The organism is Haemophilus sp. SZY H56 (genome assembly GCF_054332415.1).
This window is the reverse complement of sequence record NZ_JBTGNX010000003.1, coordinates 1-19,106: the sequence shown is the minus strand read 5'-3', so window position 1 is coordinate 19,106 and position 19,106 is coordinate 1. Positions and strand designations below refer to the sequence as shown.

Sequence of the window (19,106 nt, the reverse complement as noted above, 5' to 3'; positions counted from 1 at the left end):
TCCCTATTCAAAAATAACCACTTCTTGTTCACTTTGAACACGTTGCATTTTTAATGTACCAATCGCAATGGATTCAACTCTTGTATTATCACTTTCGGTTGCTTCTTGTAATTGCAAATTGCGATATTCGTTTTCAAGGGCTTGATGTTGCAATACCAACTGCCCGTTTTCAGAAATTAGGCCTCGTGTTTGATGTGTCATCCAAATTGTGCCCATTGCAGAAGCTAAAATTAATAAAAGTAAGATAACAATTAATTTATTAGAAGAAAAAATATCTTCAACGAGAATATGTTGTAAAGGATAACGTTCGCTATTTTCTAACATCTTATTTCACCCTTTCCGCAATACGTAAAACCGCACTTCTTGAGCGTGGATTTGCCGAAATTTCTGCCTCACTCGGCTGAATCGCTTTACCAATGATTTTTAACTTTTGATTACGTTGAATTTGATCTTCACGTAGTGGTAAACCTCTTGGAATATCCTCGCCTTTGCTTTGCTTACGCATGAAATGTTTTACCATTCTGTCTTCAAGTGAATGGAAACTGATAATCGATAAACGTCCTTCTGGTGCCAACATATCTAATGCAGAATTTAGTACACTTTCTAATTCATCTAATTCCGCATTAATATAAATTCGAATGGCTTGGAAACTACGCGTCGCAGGATGCTTATGTTTATCTTTAAACGGCACAGCTTGAGCAATTAATTCAGCGAGCTGAGAAGTACGACTTAAACATTCTGTGCCATTTTTGACCGCACTTTTATTGAATTCTACGATGGCAGTAGCAATTCGTTTTGCAAAACGCTCTTCGCCGAAGGTTTTTAACACCCAAGTTAAATCATCAACAGATACTTGTTTTAGCCACTCTGCTGCTGATAAACCTTGTGTGGTATCCATACGCATATCTAACGGACCATCTTTCATAAAACTGAAACCACGATCAGCTTCATCAAGCTGTGGAGATGACACGCCTAAATCCAGCAAAATTCCGTCAACTTTACCAACTAAATCAAGTTTTTGACAGATGTCTGGAATGTGTGAAAAGCTTGTATGTTCGATATGAAAACGAGGGTCTTGAATTTTTTCAGCTTCAGCAATCGCACGAGGATCGCGATCTACCGCAATTAAACGACCATGTTCAGAAAGTTGGGAGAGAATAAGACGAGAATGACCACCACGACCAAAGGTCCCATCGATATAAATTCCGTTTTCTTTCAACGCCAAACCATTCACCGCTTCGTGAAGCAAAACCGTGATATGTTCAGGTGCAGAAAAGGAATTTTGCATAGTCATAAGTAAAAAGTAAATGTTAAATCAAAATCGATAAAGAAAAGATAGAGCGGTACTTGCACCGCTTATCCTGCTAGTGCTGCTGTTCTATAATGACAGCATTTTTAGTTCTTCAGAAGCACCGAATTCAGCACTTGAGCCAATTTCGATATCTTCATCAATTTGTGCATACCATTCGGTATCGCTCCAAATTTCAAATTTGTTCAACTGCCCAACCAACATTAAACCTTTTTCTAATTTTGCGTGTTGGCGCAATGGACCACTTAATAAGATACGACCTTGCGCATCCATTTCACATTCTGTGGCATAACCGAGCATCACACGTTGTAAGCGGCGTTGGTTTGGGTCAAAGTTGGAAAGTGAAAGTAGTTTTTGTTCGATTTTTTCCCATTCATCTAAAGGATAAAGTAATAAACAAGGCTGACGAATATCAACGGTACAAACCATTTGGCCTTGGTTCTTTTCCATGATTTCAGCACGGTAACGCGTAGGAATCGCTACTCGACCCTTTGCATCTAAATTTACCGCTGCTGCCCCACGAAACATTTCTCTAGCTTTAAACCTTTATTTTTAGAAAAAATTGACAGAATTCTCCACAAAATTCCACTTTTCACCACTTTGTGTAAGTTTATCGGTTGTAGCCTTAACTTGCAAGCAATTAAAACGTAAAGATTAGTAAATTCTGGTAATAACATAAACAAAAAAACCGTTTGAGATTTTACTCAAACGGTTTTCAATTTTTAACTCGATTTAATTAGTTATTTACATACGCTTCTTCATCACGATTACCTAATGGTTTAAGCTGTGTGAAGAATAAAACTAAACAAAGTACTGTTAAGCCTAAGCCGATATAAACAGATAATTGATAGTCTAAACCAAAACCGATTTTGTTGTATGCAAGGTAAGTGAAACATACTGTACTGATAAATGCCGCAGGGATTGTACATATCCAGTGGAATTTATTATAGCGATATAAATACGCAGCTGCAGTCCATAACATAACCATCGCAGTAGTTTGGTTCGCCCAAGTGAAGTAACGCCATAAGATAGAGAAATCCACTTTTGATACGATATAACCAACCACGAATAATGGCACAGCAATAATTAAACGTTTAGCTAAGGTTTTTTGTTCTAAATGGAAAAATTCTGCAATAACAAGACGTGCCGCACGGAATGCTGTATCGCCTGATGTAATTGGAAGAACAACCACACCTAATACTGCAAAAATGCCACCAATCAAGCCCAAGAAATGAATTGAAGAGTCATAAACGACCTTAGATGGAGAGCCTGCTTTAATCGCTTCCAATAGACCCGGTAAAGAATCATAAAAACTCAAACCAACCGCACACCATACTAATGCAATTATACCTTCGCCTATCATCGCACCGTAGAAAATGAAACGTCCTTCTTTTTCGTTTTCAGTACAACGCGCCATTAATGGGCTTTGTGTTGCGTGGAAACCAGATAATGCACCACAAGAGATTGTTAAGAACAAGAGTGGCCATAATGGTAAATCCCCACGGGTTTCAAAATTTTGGAAGAATTTCTCAAAAGACATACCGTCCACAGAACGATAGAAAGAAATCGGATCTGCTGAACTAAGATCTGCACTGACTAAACCATATACCATACCAACAGACATAAAGAGCAATAATGCACCAAAGAACGGGTAGATACGACCAATAATTTTATCAACAGGAAGTAATGTCGCAAGAATATAGTAAATGAAGATGATAGCAGTCCAAACACTGATAACCGTCGCTTTATCCATACCCCAAACGGTAATACCACCTGCTTCAACCGCATGATGAATCTCTTCTGCATTGCTGATAGAAAGTCCTCCCGCAGAAGCACCTAATACATCCATTGTAATCGTACCCATTAATTGAGCTGGACTTGCTACAAATACCACTCCCACTAATAATAAAAGAACAACCGCTAAGATGTTAATAAATGCTTTAACCGGACGACCTAAGTATTTACCTGCGAGGTTAGGCATAGATGCTCCGCCATTACGCACACTTAACATTCCGCAGAAATAATCGTGTACTGCACCGGCAAAAATACAACCAATGACAATCCAAAGCATAGCTACTGGTCCATATAACGCACCAAGAATCGGACCAAAGATTGGACCAGTACCCGCAATATTTAATAATTGAATTAACCAAATCTTAGTTTTAGACATTGGCATATAGTCAACGCCATCATTCATGGTATACGCAGGCGTTTGACGATTTGGATTGATCACAAAAATGCGCTCAATCACTCGACTATAAAAGAAATAACCTGCAAGCAATAACGCCACGCAGAAGAAAAACCACAACATAAAAAATACTCCTCAGGAATAAATGAATACCGAAATCTAGCCATACGCTAGACTTCGTCGGCGGTATTCTAAGTTAAAATTCTCAAAATCAAAAATTTTAATTTTTACATTGTTTCAATTTTGTGATCCATGTCACGTTTATCATTACACTTTTTTCACTTACAATAAGCTCATAAATTCAAATAATTAAAAAAGGATCATCAATGGCTCTTACTCGCTGCCCTGAATGTCGTAAAAAAATCAGCGCATCCGCTCAATTTTGTCCAAATTGTGGGTTTTCTTTTAAAGTAGAAGATCTTGAAATTTATAAACAAAAACTCGAAGAACGATGCCAGCAAAATGCCGAAATCAATCGAAAAAGCACTAAACTTCACCTTATCTGGTTCGCTATTTTCACCCTCGTTATTTTGCTCGCAAGCTGGCTGACAGGAGAATAAAAAGTGCGGTCAAAAAACGATAAGAATTTTGACCGCACTTTAATCAGAACCCAATCCGTCGTGTCGTTGAAGAAAACGCTAGTTTCATTTCAATTACCTGTATTGCAATATGTATATTTATCTGTTTATATATACATGTAAATTATTAAGGAAAAGAACATGAATAACCAAAACCCAATTGAAATTTACCAAGCTCAAGATGGCACAACGCAAGTAGAAGTAAGATTTGAAAATGACACCGTTTGGCTTTCCCAAGCGCAGATGTCCATGTTATTTGGTAAGGATATTCGCACCATCAATGAGCACATTACCAATATATTTGATGACGAAGAACTAGAGAAAGAATCAACTATCCGGAAATTCCGGATAGTTCGCCAAGAAGGTAAACGCCAAGTCAATCGTGAAATTGAGCATTATGATTTAGATATGATTATCTCTGTTGGTTATAGAGTAAAATCTAAACAAGGCATTAGTTTCCGCCGTTGGGCAACTGCACGTTTAAAAGAATATCTGACTCAAGGCTATACCATTATTAGGCTTATTATATATGCTTAAGCAGAAACAAGAGAAGTAATGATAAATAGCGACTAAATTCGCTATTTGTTTAAAAAGTGCGGTCGTTTTTCTATGTATTTTTGATGTTCTCTAATAACTCTGCCACCACCTTCGGCACCCCCTCGCCTGCTTTTTCTTTTATGGCAATCACTTGCTTACGAACAAAACCTGTATTGGGATTTGGATCGATCAAGTAAATTGGCGCTTTGCTTGGGGCTTCATTGACCAAGCCATTGGCTGGATATACTTGCAAAGAAGTGCCAATCACTAATACCACATCCGCTTGTTCAACAATATCCACAGCACGTTCTAACATCAGCACCATTTCGCCAAAAAAGACGATGTAAGGGCGCATTGGGTGTCCATTTAGATCTTTATCTTCTAATTTCTGATCGCCAAAACAATCCACAACATAGCTTTCATCAAAACTACTACGAGCTTTATTCAATTCTCCATGCAAATGTAAAACATTTGAACTTCCTGCGCGTTCATGTAAATCATCCACATTTTGCGTGATAATTCTCACATCATAGGCTTTTTCTAGTTCAACTAAGGCGAGATGCGCTGCATTGGGCTTAGCTGCTGCCGCATTTTTACGGCGTTGGTTATAGAAATCGAGCACTTTCGCTCGGTTCTTTTGCAAGGCTTCAGGCGTACAAACTTCCTCCACTTTATGCCCAGCCCATAAGCCATCTTCTGCTCTAAAAGTAGGAATACCACTTTCAGCACTAATTCCAGCACCCGTTAAGACGACACAAATAGGTTTCATAATATTCTCCTCAGCACTTTATATTATAAGCCTGAAAAATAAATTCACTTCGAATTTATAATAAAAATCGGGCAATTTTTAAACTGCCCGATTTGTTTCTATTTTTGACCGCACTTTATGCTTTTGCGGTATCAATACGTTCGAATGACAACACTTTATTTTCTAACTGACGGAGTAATAAAGTGGCGATACCAGTAATGATGAGGTAAATACCGCCTGCAATACCGTAGATAGTGAGCGCATCATATTCAGTACCATAAAGTTGGCGTGCGTATCCCATGATATCCATGATCGTAATGGTAGAAGCTAATGCTGTACCTTTAAATACCAAAATAATTTCATTGGTATAAGAAGGAAGTGCGCGTTTTAACGCATAAGGAATGAGGATTTTTAAAGTCTGCATACGACTTAATCCTAATGCCGCACAGCTTTCCCATTGACCTTTAGAGATCGCTTTTACTGCTCCGTGGAATAATTGGGTTGAATAAGCCGCACTATTCAAAGCCAAAGCTAATGCTGCACAGAACCATGCGTTGGAGAATAATCCCCATAATGGGCTGTCCACCAACCATTGGAATTGACCAGGACCGGCATAAATTAAGAAAAATTGCACTAAAAGTGGGGTACCTGTAAATAAAACAAGGAACAAATTGACCGCACTTTTCACCAATTTATTGCCAATAGAAAGCAAGAAGGTTAAGCCCAATGCGAGGAAAAAGGCAATAAACAATGCGACAACCGTAAGCAACAGGCTAGTCGGAATACCTTGAGCAATAACAGCTAAATACTCTTGAAACATTATTCGACTCCCCGTTCAAATCGAGTGAAACGTAATTCTAATTTGCGAATCCCCGCTTGGCTGATCAACGTAATCACTAAATAAATCAAGGCTGCAATGCCATACCAAGTGAAAGGCTCATGTGTATTGGTATTGATGTATCCTGCTTGACGCATTAAATCATCGACACCAATTAATGATACCAACGCTGTATCTTTTAATAAGACTAACCATTGATTGCTTAAGCCCGGTAAAGCATGTCGCCATACTTGTGGCATGATTAAATTAATGAAGGTATAAGGACGGCTTAATCCTAAAGCTGCACCTGATTCCCACTGCCCTTTTGGAATAGCTTGAATCGCACCACGCAAAGTTTGTGAAGCATAAGAGGCAAAAATCAAAGACAATGCAAATACACCACAATCAAAGGCGCTGAATTCGATATACTCACCCGTCAGCATTTCCACGACTTGAGTTGACCCAAAATAAATCAGTAATACGACTAAGATTTCTGGCAAACCACGTAATAAAGCAATGATAATCGCCGTTGGCTTTGCAATAAATACATACTTATTGGCTTCTAAGGCGGTAAAAACAATGCTGAGTAATAAACCGACAATCAGAGAGCAAATAGCAAGCCCTAAAGTCATTAGGGCTGCGTGTCCAATTAATGTAAGATAATCATAAAACATAGATTATTTAGTCATCCATTTATCATAGATTTTTTGGTATTCGCCGTTTGCTTTCACCGCTTCCAAACCTTTGTTCAAGCTTTCAAGCAATTCTTTGCTTGATTTATTTACCGCGATACCTAAACCATTACCGAAATATTTTTTGTCTGTTACTTTGTCACCTACAAATTGAATTTCAGCTTCTTTTGAAATCATATCTGCTAGCACCGCTGTATCACCAAAGATAATATCAATACGACCATTTTTTAAGTCTAAGATCGCATCTTGAAGGCTAGCATAAGCTTTCGCATTATATTGTTTGCTTTCTGCTGCAGTATATTGTTGGAATGTTGTTCCGTTTTGAACACCAACAGTTTTTGCTGAAGATAAATCTGCTTTACCTTTTAACCCTACATAGCTTGCTGAACTATCATAGTAAGCATTAGAGAATGCCACTTGTTTTGCACGAGCATCCGTAATATCAATCGCAGAAATTGAAGCATCAAAACGTTTAGATTTTAAGCCTGGAATTAACGCATCAAATGCTTGGCTTTTAAAGTGACAAGTTGCTTGAATTTCCTTACAAATTGCATTCGCTACATCCACATCAAAACCGATGATTTCGCCTTTTTCATTCGTTGTTTCAAATGGCGGATAGCTTGGTTCCATCGCGAAAGTGATTTCTTGTGCATTCGCAGCAAAAGCTGAGCCCATTAACATTACGGTTAAAAGTAATTTTTTCATGTTGTGTTTCCTTATTCTGAGTGTGAAAGATATTGTTTAAATTGTTCGGTTTTTGGATTATCAAAGCAATCTGCACTGCCCATTTCAATAATCTTACCTTGTTCCATATAAACGACCTTTGTCGCCACTTTTTGTGCCACATTCACTTCGTGGGTTACAATTACTTGAGTAATGCCTGTTTGTTGAAGTTCTTTAATGATATCAACAACTTGAGCTGTAATCTCTGGATCTAGTGCAGCCGTTGGCTCATCAAACAACAACACTTGCGGTTTCATCATTAATGCTCGAGCAATGGCAACACGTTGTTGCTGACCGCCAGATAAGTGAAGCGGGAAACGATCGGCATGCTCTTCCAAACGTAAACGTTTTAAAAGTTCTAATGCATCTTTTTTCGCTTCTTCCTCGCTAATACCTAACACTTTTTTCGGCGCTTCAATTAGGTTTTCAATCACGGTTAAATGTGGCCAAAGATTGTATTGCTGAAATACCATGCCCACATCTTGACGAAGTTGACGAATAGCTTTCGGATTATTATTCGCCTGAGACAAATCAAAATGGTTATTCGCAATATGCAATTCGCCAGAAGTTGGCACTTCTAATAAATTTAATGTACGGATTAACGTACTTTTCCCTGCCCCACTTGGTCCGAGTAACACCACGGTATCGCCTTCTTGTGCATCAAGATTGATATCAAACAATGCCTGTGATGAACCGTAAAAGAAATTCAAATTTTTAACACTAATCGCCATTTTAAGTTTACTGCTATCCTTGATTGATTCGTAAGATTGAATAAATATTACTTTTTAGTGATTATTTATGCAAGCATTTTTTATAAAAAATCCCAAAAAACTTTTTGGGATCTTTAAATCATTGAATTTTAACCGCGCTTGTCGTGTATTAAGCCTCTTTCGCCATTTCAAATTCAACTAACATCATTAAAATATGGATCACTTTGATGTGGATTTCTTGAATACGATCTGCATAACCAAAGTGTGGCACACGAATTTCAACATCCGCTAGGCCTGCCATTTTACCGCCATCTTTACCTGTCATCGCAATCACTTTCATGCCTTTTGCTTTCGCCGCTTCAATTGCATTTAAGATATTTTTAGAATTGCCTGATGTCGATAACCCGAATAAAACATCGCCTTCTTTACCCACTGCTTCAACAAAGCGAGAGAATACATATTCATAGCCAAAGTCATTACTTACACAGCTTAAATGACTTACATCAGAAATCGCAATTGCAGGATAACCCGGACGATTTTCACGATAACGACCAGTTAGTTCTTCTGCGAAGTGCATAGCATCACAGTGAGAACCACCATTACCGCAAGATAATACTTTCCCGCCATTTTTAAAGCTTTCGGCTAACAATTTAGCTGCTTTTTCAATGAGTTTGATATTGTTATCATCTGAAACAAACTTATTTAATACATCTTGTGCTTCCACAAGCTCCGCTTTAATTTGATCAAAATACATTTTATTCTCCTTAAAAATTAAAATTCGAGATAGTGTTGGCATTGTATAGCGTTCATTTCAAATAATCTAGCGCTCTTTCTTATCTCTCTATTTTCCAGCTTACTTCTCATTATTTTGCGATACGAATCACAAATTCAATTAAAAACGCTGTAAAAAATGACCGCACTTTTTAAACTCAAACAATTTAAAAGGAGAGATTATGCGAGTAGTTTATTTATTACTTTGTATGCTATTCAGTCTGATAACTTGGGCAAATGATAGTGATTTAATGCTATTAAGCACCTATGAGAACCAAGATATTCAAGGTTGGGTAATGTCAGAAAAATTAGATGGGATACGAGGTTATTGGGATGGCAAAGCGCTATTAAGCCGTCAAGGATTACCCTTACCCGCACCCGCCTATTTTACCGCTCAATTTCCACCTTTTGCCATTGATGGTGAGCTATTTAGTGAACGTAATCAATTTGAAGAAATTGCTTCTATTACGAAATCCTTTAAAGGTGATAATTGGGCAAAATTAACACTTTATGTTTTTGATGTACCGAATGCCTCAGGCAACCTCTTTGAACGTCTCAAAACCTTAGAAGATTATTTGAAAAACAACCCTACGTCTTATATCAAGATTATTCCACAAATTCCAATCCAAGATAAAACGCACTTATTCAACTATTTACATGAAGTAGAAGCAAAAAAAGGTGAAGGGGTTGTGTTACGTAATCCTAACGCCCCTTACGAACGGAAACGCAGTACACAAATTTTGAAGCTTAAAACCGCTTATGATGAAGAATGTATGGTGGTTGAGCATCATAAAGGAAAAGGACAATTTGAAAATATACTCGGTTCACTCACCTGTGAAAATCATCGTGGAAAATTCAAAATCGGTTCAGGATTTAATCTGAATGAGCGTGAAAATCCACCACCTATTGGCAGCACGATTACCTACAAATATCGTGGATTAACCAACTCCGGAAAACCTCGTTTTGCCACTTATTGGCGAGAGAAAAAATAAGAACGGCCAAAACATCAAAATTTTTGACCGCTCTTTTATGTTTAATAACTCAATTATAGGTGTTGATTAATAAACGCCGCTAATTGATTTTTTGGTAACGCACCGACTTGTGTTGCAACAAGTTGGCCATTTTTGAAAAGTAGTAAAGTTGGGATACTACGTACACCAAATTGACCTGCCACTAATTGGTTATCATCTACGTTGATTTTAACGATTTTTGCTTTACCTGCGAATTCAGGTGCGATTTCATCTAAAATTGGCGCAATCATTTTGCAAGGACCACACCAAGGTGCCCAAAAATCCACTAATACAGGGATATCTGATTGCACAACCGCAGTTTCGAAATCTGCATCAGTAATATGTAATACTTCGCTCATTTTTATTTCCTTATCTAATAAGATGTTGATTAATTAACACCTAACATTAATTGATGCCGTGCATAATAGCACAAGGTATATAGAATTGCACAGATTAGTTCGATTGATAAAAACTAACTATTTAAGCTGTGCAAATGCCTGTAATAAATCAGCCTTGATGTCTTCCACATCTTCTAAACCAACAGAAAAACGCAACAATGTGTTTGTAATACCACGGGCGACACGTTCTGCTTCAGGAATATCCATATGAGTTTGGGTCGCAGGATAAGTAATAAAACTTTCTGTACCGCCTAAGCTTTCCGCAAAGGTAATCAACTTGATTGATTTTAAGAACGTATTCACCCAATTTTCATCTTTCAAACGGAAAGACAGCATACCGCCTTTGTTTGGATATAACACACTATCAATTTGTGGTTGTTCGCGTAAAAATTCCGCAATCGCCTTCGCATTGTCTTGATGGCGTTTCATACGTAATGAAAGAGTTTTCATACCACGCACGGTTAACCAAGAATCGAATGGCGAAAGTACAGCACCTGCACCATTTTGAATATAGGCGATACGATCACAAAGTTCTTGCCCTTTTGCAATAATCAAGCCCACTAAACTATCATTATGACCCGCAATATATTTTGTACCGCTATGAATGACAATATCTGCGCCTAAATCTAATGGACGAGATAGCACTGGAGTTAAGAAGGTATTATCCACAATCATTAACAAGTTGTGTTTTTTCGCTAACTTCGCAATTTCTGCCACATCACACTCTTCCATTAATGGATTTGATGGGGTTTCAATAAAAATTGCTTTTGTATTCGCTGTAATAGCGGCTTCAATTTCAGTTAAAGAAGCAGTATTCACATAAACGGGTTTCACGCTGTTGTTATTTTTATAGGCAAAATCTAATAAGCGATAAGTTCCACCATATACATCACTTGACACAATCCATTCATCAGGACCTTTAAATAGGTTCATCAACACTTGAATTGCCGCCATGCCGGAGGAAAAGGCAAAACCACGATCACCATTTTCTAATTTTGCTACGGTATCTTCCAAAACACTACGCGTTGGGTTTTTCGTGCGGGTATAATCAAACCCAGTACTTTCGCCAATCCCATGATGACCATAGGCCGTTGAAAGATAAATTGGCGTTGAAACCGCACCAGTGCGTTCATCACTGCGATTCCCCGCTTGGGCTAATAATGTATCGATAGAATATTGTTGTGTCATAATTTACCTCTAAAACATGCAAAAACTTGACCGCACTTTTCTTTATTTAATGGAGAGCAAAACGTTCCAATTTTGTCATAAAGCCACTCACGATAAAAGTAGAAATTGAAAACTCTGTGAAAATTATATTCTTGTGTTAAATTTTGCTGTAATTTCAACCGAAACGAAGATTTTTTCAACATTTGAATTTTTTTTTCAGATCTTCGATTGACAGAATTTCAAATTCCCGTAAAATGCACCGCACTAACAGCGTATGCGGGAATAGCTCAGTTGGTAGAGCACGACCTTGCCAAGGTCGGGGTCGCGAGTTCGAGCCTCGTTTCCCGCTCCAAACTAACGGCGTGTTAGCAAAGCGGTTATGCACTGGATTGCAAATCCATGTAGCTCGGTTCGACTCCGGGACACGCCTCCATAACCACGTAGTTAGTTAATCACTCAATGCCCGAGTGGTGGAATCGGTAGACACAAGGGATTTAAAATCCCTCGCCTTTCGAGGCGTGCCAGTTCAAGTCTGGCTTCGGGCACCATTTAAACACCAATCAAAAGATTTTAAAATTTACTTTAAAATCATCTAGTTGGGTCGTTAGCTCAGTCGGTAGAGCAGCGGACTTTTAATCCGTTGGTCGAAGGTTCGAATCCTTCACGACCCACCAATTCTTTCTTAAGTGGCGATAAAGTGGCGGTTAAATTTCCATTTTTTTACACTTTCATTTATAAATTATTTATCTTAGTGGCGATGCCGCCAATCATTAAAAATAAAATTAAAATTTCTTATTAACTATCACGTAAAAGATAAAAACACTTTATAAATCAATATACTGTAATCTCCTACAAACTTATACAGATCTCTTTTAAGTGAAAAACACTGTAAAACCCCGTAAATTTTACAGTTAAGATCTCTATTCAGCGGCTGCTTATCCCGAATTACTTGATGTCCTACTCCCGTAGAATACTTAGTCTAAAATAAGATAAGCTTATATTATTGAATTTCCTCCTCTTTGCTAAACAACGCTCATAAAAAACGACCGCATTTGCAGTCGTTTCTATTTATAACTCAAAGGATTATTTTAATTTTTCACCTTTAAATTCACCTGTTAAACTTTCTAAGAAAGAGGTAATATCTTCAACATCTTTTTGAGCAGGCTGTTGCACGTTGCTTTGGTATTTCAACATTGCAATAACAGCATCTTTTAAGTCTTTTGCTGACGCATCATGGAAATATGGTGCAGTAAGTGCGACGTTACGTAAGGTTGGTACTTTGAAACGATGCATATCGAATGGATCTTTAGTTTGAGCAAATCGACCTTCATCGGCATCAGTTAATGGCATACCACGATCTTTAAAGTAATCGCCGTAGAGTCCCATGTATTCATAAGATTGTCCGCCCATTGCTACACCAGTATGGCAAGTATCGCATTTATGTTGTTTGAATAACTCATAACCATGAACTTGTTGCTCAGTCAAAGCTGTTTTATCCCCTTTCAAATAACGGTCAAAATCACTATTTGGCGTAATTAATGTTTTTTCATATTCACCAATCGCATGAGTTAAGGTTTCTTTCGTCACTTGTGGATATTCTTTTAAGAATGCTTTTTTGAACTCTTCATCCATTTCAAAACGTGCCACGATGTCATCCCAAGAGTGCGATCCCATTTCTACCGGATTTGTTGGAGGACCTTTTGCTTGATCCGCTAAATCTGCCGCACGGCCATCCCAGAATTGTACAAAGTTGAATGCGGCATTGAATACAGTTGGTGCGTTAATCGGACCTTTTTTACCTTCAATCCCTGTTGAAGTATCAAGTCTATCCACCCCACCTTTATCTAATTGGTGACAAGTATGACATTGAATAGAACCATCGCCTGATAAACGACCATCAAAGAAAAGATCATGGCCTAACGCAACTTTTGCTTCATCTTTCGCAATACTGTCTGGAATCGGTTGCACTAAACGATCAGCATCAACATTGGGTGTTTCTTTTGGTAGAGACATTTTACGTGCTTCACGAATCCAATTAAGCAACACCATTTTTTCTTGCTCATCTGGTTTACTTCCCCAGTGAAGATGTCTGAATTTAGCAATTGGCATTTCGTTATTTTCAAGTACACGTTGTAATTTTGCTAAATCAGCTTGTGATAATTTGCTCGGATCTTTTAAGCCTTCAACTAAACGATCTAAGCGGAAGGCTCTAAGCCCATTCTGAATATCCGATTGCATTTGGTCACCCACAATCGGGAATTTTGAATAAAATGGAAGAGGTGTGTTTGGACTATGACAATATTGGCAGCTGTTATCAAACAACGCTTTTGCCACTTTTTCTTGTTCGCCCGTATAACGATTTTCCATTAAAAGTTGGGTTGCGTTCTCTTTATCAAATTGATGTAGATACCCCCCCCCCCAAATAACCTAATACTGCAATGGCTGCTCCGCCAATAATCAGTTTTTTCATCTAATCCTCCAAATGATCAATAAAATATAAAAAGAAAGAGAAAGCTTAAAAAGCAAGGTGATTATGCCAAAAAATTGGCTTATATTTTATGTGGATTTAATTTGATTTGGCTATGGATGCGATTGATTGCATTACAGGTGTTTTTGCCTTATAAATACAGAGCTCCCTAAAATTCAGTAATAAAAAATGCGGTTATTTCGAACCGCACTTTACGTTTTATTATCTCTCGTTTATTTCTTTGGCGCTTGCATAAAGCGGAAGAAATCACTGTCTGGTTTCAAGATCATCATATTACCTGAACCTTCAAAGCTACTTTCATACGCTTTTAAACTACGAATAAAGCTATAAAACTGTGGTTCTTGAGCAAAAGCTTGAGAATATAATTTCGCTGCTGCCGCATCACCATTACCACGTAATTCTTGTGCAGTTTTATTTGCATTCGCTAAGATCAAGGTCACTTTACGATCCACATCCGCTTGAATGAACGCTGCTTTTTCTTTACCTTGAGAACGGTGTTCACGGGCAACCGCATCACGTTCTGCACGCATACGTTGGTAAATCGAAGAAGAAACTTCATCCGGTAAATTGATTTGTTTTACGCGAACATCGACGACTTCGATACCCAATTCAGATGTACTATCCTGCCCTGAATTTAACGCTTTTTTCGCCCCCGCCATTAATTCACCACGTGTACCTGAAACGATATCTTTAATCGTACGTGTACCAATTTCTGAACGCAGACGGTCATTCACTTTACGGCTTAATAAGCTTGCAGCTTGGTTATAATCGCCGCCACCCGTTGCAGTATAGAAACGACCGAAATCGCTGATTTTCCATTTTACATAGGAATCCACCAACAAGTCTTTTTTCTCGACTGTCACAAAACGAGTAGCTGAACCATCAAGGGTACGAATACGTGCATCAAGCACTTTAATGCTATCAATCAAAGGCAGTTTGAAATGCAAACCTGGTTCATACACCACTACTTTGTTTTCTGCATCACGTTGTACTTTGTTAAAACGCAACATGATGCCACGAGTGCCCTCAGTTACAACCACGACGCTGGAATATAGCACCGCAGCAATCACCACAATAATCGGAAGTAAAAATTTACGCATTAGTTAAATCTCCCTTGGCGAATGCCTTCATTTGATTGAACTGGTTGAGCCGTTTGCGTTTCTACACGACGTTCCTGTATTGAAACAGGCGCAGAACTGACCGCACTTTCAGGCATTGTAGTAGTCGGTTGAGCCGCTTTTTTACCCATTAATTGTTCTAATGGTAATACGGTTAAATTGTTACCATTATTTGCATCTAACATGACTTTCGGCGTATTTGCCATGACTTTTTCCATGGTTTGAATATAAAGACGCTCTTTTAACAAATCAGGCGCAGCTTTAAATTCAGGTAGAAGACGTTGTAAACGTTCCACTTCCCCTTGCGCATCAAGCACAACTCGATCTTTGTAAGCAGTCGCTTCTTCGATAATACGCTGTGCGTCACCGCGGGCGATTGGCTCTTTCTCACGAGCATAAGCTTCAGCTTCACGAATGTAACGTTGTTCGTCTTCCTGTGCTTTAATCGCATCATCGAAAGCATCTTTCACTTCTTCTGGTGGACGCGCAGATTGGAAGTTCACGTCAATAACTTCAAGCCCCATGTCATAAGGTTTAATAATATCGTTCAACGCTTTCCAAGTATTTTCACGCACCACTGCTCGACCCGTTGTCAGAATATCATTCATGGTCATATGGCCGATCACATAACGAAGCGCACTGTCCGTCGCTTGTCCGAGACTATTATCTGCATTGCTCACGCTAAACAAGTATTTTTCTGGATTTTGCACACGATATTGTACGGTCATTTCCACTTTAACCATGTTTTCATCTTTGGTTAACATTGCACCTTGCGTTTTAAGCTCGCGAACTTGTTCTACATTCACTGGAACCACTTTATCAATAAAAGTCGGTTTCCAGTTCAAACCAGGTTGAACGGTAGAATGAAACTCACCAAAACGTAACGTCACACCACGTTCCGCTTCTTTGATAGTGTAAAAACCGCTTGCACCCCAAATAATTCCCCCGATCACCGCGGCGATCGGTAAAATTTTACCTAAATTGAATGAAGGGATATTCGGCGAAGTATTATTTGAACCGCCTTTTTTATTACCTCCACCTAATTTTTTCAACAGATTATTGAATATTTCTTCAATATCTGGTGGTGATTGCTCCTGATTTTTATTGTCTCGCGAGCCCCAGCCATTTTCATTTTGCTTATCTGATGAATTATCTGACTGTTTTGGACCGCTGCTCTGTCCCGGTTTACCCCAAGGATCTTGATCTGGACCGTTTTGCGACATTACGTTCTCCATTTGTCTAAAAATTTTAATGAGTTTATCGAAATAAATGGGGTTAGTCTATGAAAATACAAGTGGCGAATCAAGTTTTATAAAATAAAAAATCCTTGAATATTTTCAAGGATTTTCTTTTATTCATTTACTTGGTAAATCAAGGATTTTTTTATATTTTTTTTGAGTAATTTTTTTCCATTCCAGTGATAAAAGTGCGGTTGAATTTTTGACTGATTTATAAATGCCGCAAAGTAAAAAGGCAATTCATCCGTAAAGAGCAACGCACCTTTCGGACAATAATCTGAAAAGATCTGCAGTTGTTCAGGCAAATGCGTCACACTTGATAACTTCACTATTCCTATGCCTTGTGATTTCAATACAGCTTCACGCAAACACCAACAACGATAAAAGGCCAGGTCTGCATCAGGCTGTTTAGCAAACCATTCTTGTTCTGCTTGTGTCGCAAAATGCGCCATGAGCGCAGAAAAATTCCGTTTTTTTGAAAATTCAATATCAATACCGACCGCACTTTTTTCTGATTCATTAATATGCAGCAATACGGCGACCCAATCACCAGAGTGACTAATATTAAAATCAATATTCTCGACGGGAAATTGTGGTCTATCACTTTGTGTACGATAAATTCGCCCTAAAAGTGCGGTTGATTTTTCCGCTGTTTTTAGCAACTGCCAAAGTAAAAAATGCGCCAATCGACGGCATTGATGACGTTGTGTTATCCGAGAATTTCCCTGCGGTTCTATACACAAATTTTCAGAGACAAGATCCGTAGGGATTTCATCAAAAGAGAAAGGTTGTTGAATATTGGCGTAGGCAATAAAAGTTGTCATAAAAATAATGAATAAACATATCAGTTTGATTGCATTATAAAAGGAAATCCACCGCACGCCAACATAAGCTAAAACTCATCAAAGCAAGGTGTTAGGTTGAAACTGTGAGCGGTTTCACAGATTTTTCTCTTTAAATACGTTACATTTCAAAAAAGTAATCACAGGAGGTTCTATGTTTAAACAACTTCAACAAGTCGGTAAGGCATTCATGTTGCCGATTGCTATTTTGCCTGCTGCAGGTCTTTTACTCGGGATCGGTGGTGCACTTTCCAATAAAGCAACGGTGCAAGCTTATCCAATTTTAAATAATGAGGCGCTGCAAGGTCTGTTTCAGATCATGTCAGCAGCCGGTAGCGTGGTGTTCGCTAATTTGGCCTTATTATTGTGCATTGGTTTAGGTATCGGCTTAGCTAAACGAGACAAGGGTGTTGCTGCTCTTGCTGCGGTTGTCGGGTATCTCATTATGACGGGTACCATTGCCGCATTAATTCCGATTTTCTCTCCTGATGTAAAAAGTATTGATACAGGTGTGATTGGTGCATTGGTGATGGGCTTGATTACCGTTAAATTACACAATCGCTATCACAACATCCAATTACCACAAGTATTAGGTTTCTTTGGTGGTTCTCGCTTTGTGCCAATCGTGACGGCTTTTTCAGCTATTTTCGTTGGATTAGTTTTCTTCCTCATTTGGCCAACTTTCCAGCAATGGCTCGTATCCGCAGGTAAAAGCATCGCATCCATGGGAACATTTGGAACATTCTTATACGGTTTCTTAATGCGATTATCTGGTGCGGTTGGCTTACATCACATGATTTATCCACTATTTTGGTATTCTGAATTAGGTGGTGTGGAAATGGTCAATGGCGAGATGATTGTTGGGGCACAAAAAATCTTTTTCGCTCAATTAGCTGATCCAAATCACCATGGTTTATTTACTGAAGGGACGCGTTTCTTTGCCGGCCGTTTTGATACCATGATGTTTGGCTTACCCGCTGCCTGTTTAGCTATGTATCACTGTGTACCGAAAAAACGTCGTGCACAAATTGGTGGTTTATTCCTTGGTGCAGCCCTAACATCATTCATTACCGGCATTACAGAACCGATCGAGTTCATGTTCTTGTTTGTTGCACCATGGCTTTATGTGTTCCACGCATTCTTAGATGGGGTGTCTTTCTTTATTGCCGATTATTTAAATATCTCTATCGGGAATACTTTCTCTGGTGGTTTTATTGATTTCTTACTCTTCGGTATCTTACAAGGTGATGAAAACACCCATTGGTTGCGTGTCATTTTCGTCGGTATTCCTTGGGCTCTGCTCTATTATTTCTCTTTCGTTTTCTTGATTCGCATCTTTAATGTGATGACGCCAGGACGAGGTGAAGAAACCGAAGAAAATGTAGAACAAGAAACCAGTTCACTGACTGAAAATGCACATAAAATTATTGCAGCATTAGGTAACGCTGAAAATATTGAAAACGTTGATGCGTGTATTACTCGCTTACGTGTTTCTGTTAAGGACGTGAAAGCCGTTGATAAAGCCACATTGAAAAAATTAGGCGCGATTGATGTGCTTGAAGTCGGCGGTGGTGTACAGGCTATTTTCGGTGCTAAAGCCGTACTCTATAAGAGTGAAGTGAATCAAATCTTAGGAAAAGAAGATTAATTCTTAAAAATAAAGGGCGTTTATCCCGCCCTTTTGAGTGATAAAACAAAAGTGCGGTCAAAATTGATCTGCACCCCAAAAGTTGGACTCAACAAACCAACAATTGAGGTGCAGATTTTTTATG

General features: G+C 38.5%; 18 protein-coding genes, 4 tRNA genes and 2 pseudogenes. 8 read left to right on the top strand and 16 right to left on the bottom strand.

Annotated elements, in window-relative coordinates; all coding sequences use genetic code 11:
* Positions 1-3: 3 nt before the first annotated feature.
* The 4 genes from ftsL to ACXVWP_RS03065 form a co-directional block, all read right to left on the bottom strand.
* A complete protein-coding gene (gene ftsL, locus ACXVWP_RS03080; RefSeq protein ID WP_302482248.1) occupies positions 4-324 on the bottom strand; it encodes a cell division protein FtsL in 321 nt (106 codons plus the stop codon).
* A 1-nt stretch (position 325) separates the two neighbouring features.
* Positions 326-1,294 carry a 16S rRNA (cytosine(1402)-N(4))-methyltransferase RsmH gene (gene rsmH, locus ACXVWP_RS03075; RefSeq protein WP_458473239.1) on the bottom strand — a complete coding sequence of 323 codons (969 nt, stop codon included), beginning with the start codon at positions 1,292-1,294 and terminating at the stop codon, positions 326-328.
* A gap of 84 nt (positions 1,295-1,378) precedes the next feature.
* Positions 1,379-1,837: a division/cell wall cluster transcriptional repressor MraZ gene (gene mraZ / locus ACXVWP_RS03070; RefSeq protein ID WP_005696540.1), complete on the bottom strand. Its 459-nt coding sequence runs from the start codon at positions 1,835-1,837 to the stop codon at positions 1,379-1,381.
* Between the two features lie 208 nt (positions 1,838-2,045).
* On the bottom strand, positions 2,046-3,620 hold the full coding sequence (locus ACXVWP_RS03065; RefSeq protein ID WP_289901316.1) for a carbon starvation CstA family protein: 1,575 nt from the start codon (positions 3,618-3,620) through the stop codon (positions 2,046-2,048).
* Between the two features lie 203 nt (positions 3,621-3,823).
* On the opposite strand from ACXVWP_RS03065, the gene ACXVWP_RS03060 reads away from it, so the two are divergent.
* Complete coding sequence (locus tag ACXVWP_RS03060) at positions 3,824-4,057, top strand: zinc ribbon domain-containing protein (protein WP_289901317.1); 234 nt, start codon at positions 3,824-3,826, stop codon at positions 4,055-4,057.
* 159 nt (positions 4,058-4,216) lie between these two features.
* A pseudogene (locus ACXVWP_RS03055) lies at positions 4,217-4,588 on the top strand (virulence RhuM family protein); the annotation flags it as partial.
* Between the two features lie 94 nt (positions 4,589-4,682).
* On the opposite strand, the gene ACXVWP_RS03050 reads toward ACXVWP_RS03055, so the two are convergent.
* The 6 genes from ACXVWP_RS03050 to lpcA form a co-directional block, all read right to left on the bottom strand.
* Positions 4,683-5,381 (bottom strand): SIR2 family NAD-dependent protein deacylase, encoded by a 699-nt coding sequence (locus ACXVWP_RS03050; RefSeq protein ID WP_289901318.1) that lies wholly within the window; start codon positions 5,379-5,381, stop codon positions 4,683-4,685.
* A gap of 115 nt (positions 5,382-5,496) precedes the next feature.
* Positions 5,497-6,180, bottom strand: a complete 684-nt coding sequence (gene artM, locus ACXVWP_RS03045) for an arginine ABC transporter permease ArtM (protein WP_049375226.1) — start codon at positions 6,178-6,180, stop codon at positions 5,497-5,499.
* Positions 6,180-6,851, bottom strand: coding sequence for an arginine ABC transporter permease ArtQ (gene artQ / locus ACXVWP_RS03040; RefSeq protein WP_289901319.1), 672 nt, complete (start codon positions 6,849-6,851; stop codon positions 6,180-6,182). The genes artM and artQ overlap by 1 nt, the downstream gene beginning before the upstream one ends.
* 3 nt (positions 6,852-6,854) lie before the next feature.
* On the bottom strand, positions 6,855-7,574 hold the full coding sequence (locus ACXVWP_RS03035) for a lysine/arginine/ornithine ABC transporter substrate-binding protein (RefSeq protein WP_289901320.1): 720 nt from the start codon (positions 7,572-7,574) through the stop codon (positions 6,855-6,857).
* Between the two features lie 11 nt (positions 7,575-7,585).
* Complete coding sequence (gene artP, locus ACXVWP_RS03030; RefSeq protein WP_005696556.1) at positions 7,586-8,323, bottom strand: arginine ABC transporter ATP-binding protein ArtP; 738 nt, start codon at positions 8,321-8,323, stop codon at positions 7,586-7,588.
* Between the two features lie 148 nt (positions 8,324-8,471).
* Entirely contained in the window at positions 8,472-9,056 is a 585-nt protein-coding gene (gene lpcA / locus ACXVWP_RS03025) for a D-sedoheptulose 7-phosphate isomerase (protein ID WP_014065007.1), read from the bottom strand.
* A 199-nt stretch (positions 9,057-9,255) separates the two neighbouring features.
* Here lpcA and ACXVWP_RS03020 point away from each other — a divergent pair, with 199 nt between their 5' ends.
* Positions 9,256-10,065 (top strand): DNA ligase, encoded by an 810-nt coding sequence (locus ACXVWP_RS03020; protein ID WP_289901321.1) that lies wholly within the window; start codon positions 9,256-9,258, stop codon positions 10,063-10,065.
* Positions 10,066-10,118: 53 nt separating this feature from the next.
* On the opposite strand, the gene trxA is transcribed toward ACXVWP_RS03020, so the two are convergent.
* Positions 10,119-10,442 (bottom strand): thioredoxin TrxA, encoded by a 324-nt coding sequence (gene trxA, locus ACXVWP_RS03015; RefSeq protein WP_049364449.1) that lies wholly within the window; start codon positions 10,440-10,442, stop codon positions 10,119-10,121.
* Positions 10,443-10,559: 117 nt separating this feature from the next.
* Positions 10,560-11,669 carry a methionine biosynthesis PLP-dependent protein gene (locus ACXVWP_RS03010; protein ID WP_289901322.1) on the bottom strand — a complete coding sequence of 370 codons (1,110 nt, stop codon included), beginning with the start codon at positions 11,667-11,669 and terminating at the stop codon, positions 10,560-10,562.
* Positions 11,670-11,924: 255 nt separating this feature from the next.
* Between ACXVWP_RS03010 and ACXVWP_RS03005 the strand changes: the two genes are divergently transcribed.
* The 4 genes from ACXVWP_RS03005 (at position 11,925) to ACXVWP_RS02990 (ending at position 12,322) form a co-directional block, all read left to right on the top strand.
* Positions 11,925-12,000, top strand: a tRNA-Gly gene (locus ACXVWP_RS03005).
* A gap of 7 nt (positions 12,001-12,007) precedes the next feature.
* Positions 12,008-12,081 (top strand) — tRNA-Cys (locus ACXVWP_RS03000).
* A 28-nt stretch (positions 12,082-12,109) separates the two neighbouring features.
* Positions 12,110-12,196: transfer RNA gene (locus ACXVWP_RS02995), tRNA-Leu, on the top strand.
* A gap of 50 nt (positions 12,197-12,246) precedes the next feature.
* Positions 12,247-12,322: transfer RNA gene (locus ACXVWP_RS02990), tRNA-Lys, on the top strand.
* Between the two features lie 409 nt (positions 12,323-12,731).
* On the opposite strand, the pseudogene ACXVWP_RS02985 reads toward ACXVWP_RS02990, so the two are convergent.
* The 4 genes and pseudogenes from ACXVWP_RS02985 to ACXVWP_RS02970 form a co-directional block, all read right to left on the bottom strand.
* Positions 12,732-14,118 (bottom strand): annotated as a pseudogene (locus ACXVWP_RS02985) (cytochrome c peroxidase).
* Between the two features lie 230 nt (positions 14,119-14,348).
* Positions 14,349-15,236, bottom strand: coding sequence for a protease modulator HflC (hflC, locus tag ACXVWP_RS02980; protein ID WP_049367835.1), 888 nt, complete (start codon positions 15,234-15,236; stop codon positions 14,349-14,351).
* Positions 15,236-16,477: an FtsH protease activity modulator HflK gene (hflK, locus tag ACXVWP_RS02975; protein WP_297570228.1), complete on the bottom strand. Its 1,242-nt coding sequence runs from the start codon at positions 16,475-16,477 to the stop codon at positions 15,236-15,238. The genes hflC and hflK overlap by 1 nt, the downstream gene beginning before the upstream one ends.
* Before the next feature lie 128 nt (positions 16,478-16,605).
* A complete protein-coding gene (locus tag ACXVWP_RS02970; RefSeq protein ID WP_297570225.1) occupies positions 16,606-17,316 on the bottom strand; it encodes a 4'-phosphopantetheinyl transferase family protein in 711 nt (236 codons plus the stop codon).
* 172 nt (positions 17,317-17,488) lie between these two features.
* Here ACXVWP_RS02970 and ACXVWP_RS02965 point away from each other — a divergent pair, with 172 nt between their 5' ends.
* Positions 17,489-18,982 carry a PTS transporter subunit EIIC gene (locus ACXVWP_RS02965; protein WP_070591435.1) on the top strand — a complete coding sequence of 498 codons (1,494 nt, stop codon included), beginning with the start codon at positions 17,489-17,491 and terminating at the stop codon, positions 18,980-18,982.
* The last annotated feature ends 124 nt before the right edge of the window (positions 18,983-19,106 follow it).

Bases quoted from the DNA above. Each gene is read 5' to 3' on its own strand.
- artP (WP_005696556.1), bottom strand. From the start codon at position 8,323: ATGGCGATTAGTGTTAAAAATTTGAATTTCTTTTACGGTTCATCACAG.
- mraZ (WP_005696540.1), bottom strand. From the start codon at position 1,837: ATGTTTCGTGGGGCAGCAGCGGTAAATTTAGATGCAAAGGGTCGAGTA.
- artM (WP_049375226.1), bottom strand. From the start codon at position 6,180: ATGTTTCAAGAGTATTTAGCTGTTATTGCTCAAGGTATTCCGACTAGC.
- trxA (WP_049364449.1), bottom strand. From the start codon at position 10,442: ATGAGCGAAGTATTACATATTACTGATGCAGATTTCGAAACTGCGGTT.
- ACXVWP_RS03010 (WP_289901322.1), bottom strand. From the start codon at position 11,669: ATGACACAACAATATTCTATCGATACATTATTAGCCCAAGCGGGGAAT.
- ACXVWP_RS03060 (WP_289901317.1), top strand. From the start codon at position 3,824: ATGGCTCTTACTCGCTGCCCTGAATGTCGTAAAAAAATCAGCGCATCC.
- lpcA (WP_014065007.1), bottom strand. From the start codon at position 9,056: ATGTATTTTGATCAAATTAAAGCGGAGCTTGTGGAAGCACAAGATGTA.
- hflC (WP_049367835.1), bottom strand. From the start codon at position 15,236: ATGCGTAAATTTTTACTTCCGATTATTGTGGTGATTGCTGCGGTGCTA.
- artQ (WP_289901319.1), bottom strand. From the start codon at position 6,851: ATGTTTTATGATTATCTTACATTAATTGGACACGCAGCCCTAATGACT.
- ACXVWP_RS02965 (WP_070591435.1), top strand. From the start codon at position 17,489: ATGTTTAAACAACTTCAACAAGTCGGTAAGGCATTCATGTTGCCGATT.
- ACXVWP_RS03035 (WP_289901320.1), bottom strand. From the start codon at position 7,574: ATGAAAAAATTACTTTTAACCGTAATGTTAATGGGCTCAGCTTTTGCT.
- rsmH (WP_458473239.1), bottom strand. From the start codon at position 1,294: ATGACTATGCAAAATTCCTTTTCTGCACCTGAACATATCACGGTTTTG.
- ACXVWP_RS03050 (WP_289901318.1), bottom strand. From the start codon at position 5,381: ATGAAACCTATTTGTGTCGTCTTAACGGGTGCTGGAATTAGTGCTGAA.
- ACXVWP_RS03020 (WP_289901321.1), top strand. From the start codon at position 9,256: ATGCGAGTAGTTTATTTATTACTTTGTATGCTATTCAGTCTGATAACT.
- hflK (WP_297570228.1), bottom strand. From the start codon at position 16,477: ATGTCGCAAAACGGTCCAGATCAAGATCCTTGGGGTAAACCGGGACAG.
- ftsL (WP_302482248.1), bottom strand. From the start codon at position 324: ATGTTAGAAAATAGCGAACGTTATCCTTTACAACATATTCTCGTTGAA.
- ACXVWP_RS02970 (WP_297570225.1), bottom strand. From the start codon at position 17,316: ATGACAACTTTTATTGCCTACGCCAATATTCAACAACCTTTCTCTTTT.
- ACXVWP_RS03065 (WP_289901316.1), bottom strand. From the start codon at position 3,620: ATGTTGTGGTTTTTCTTCTGCGTGGCGTTATTGCTTGCAGGTTATTTC.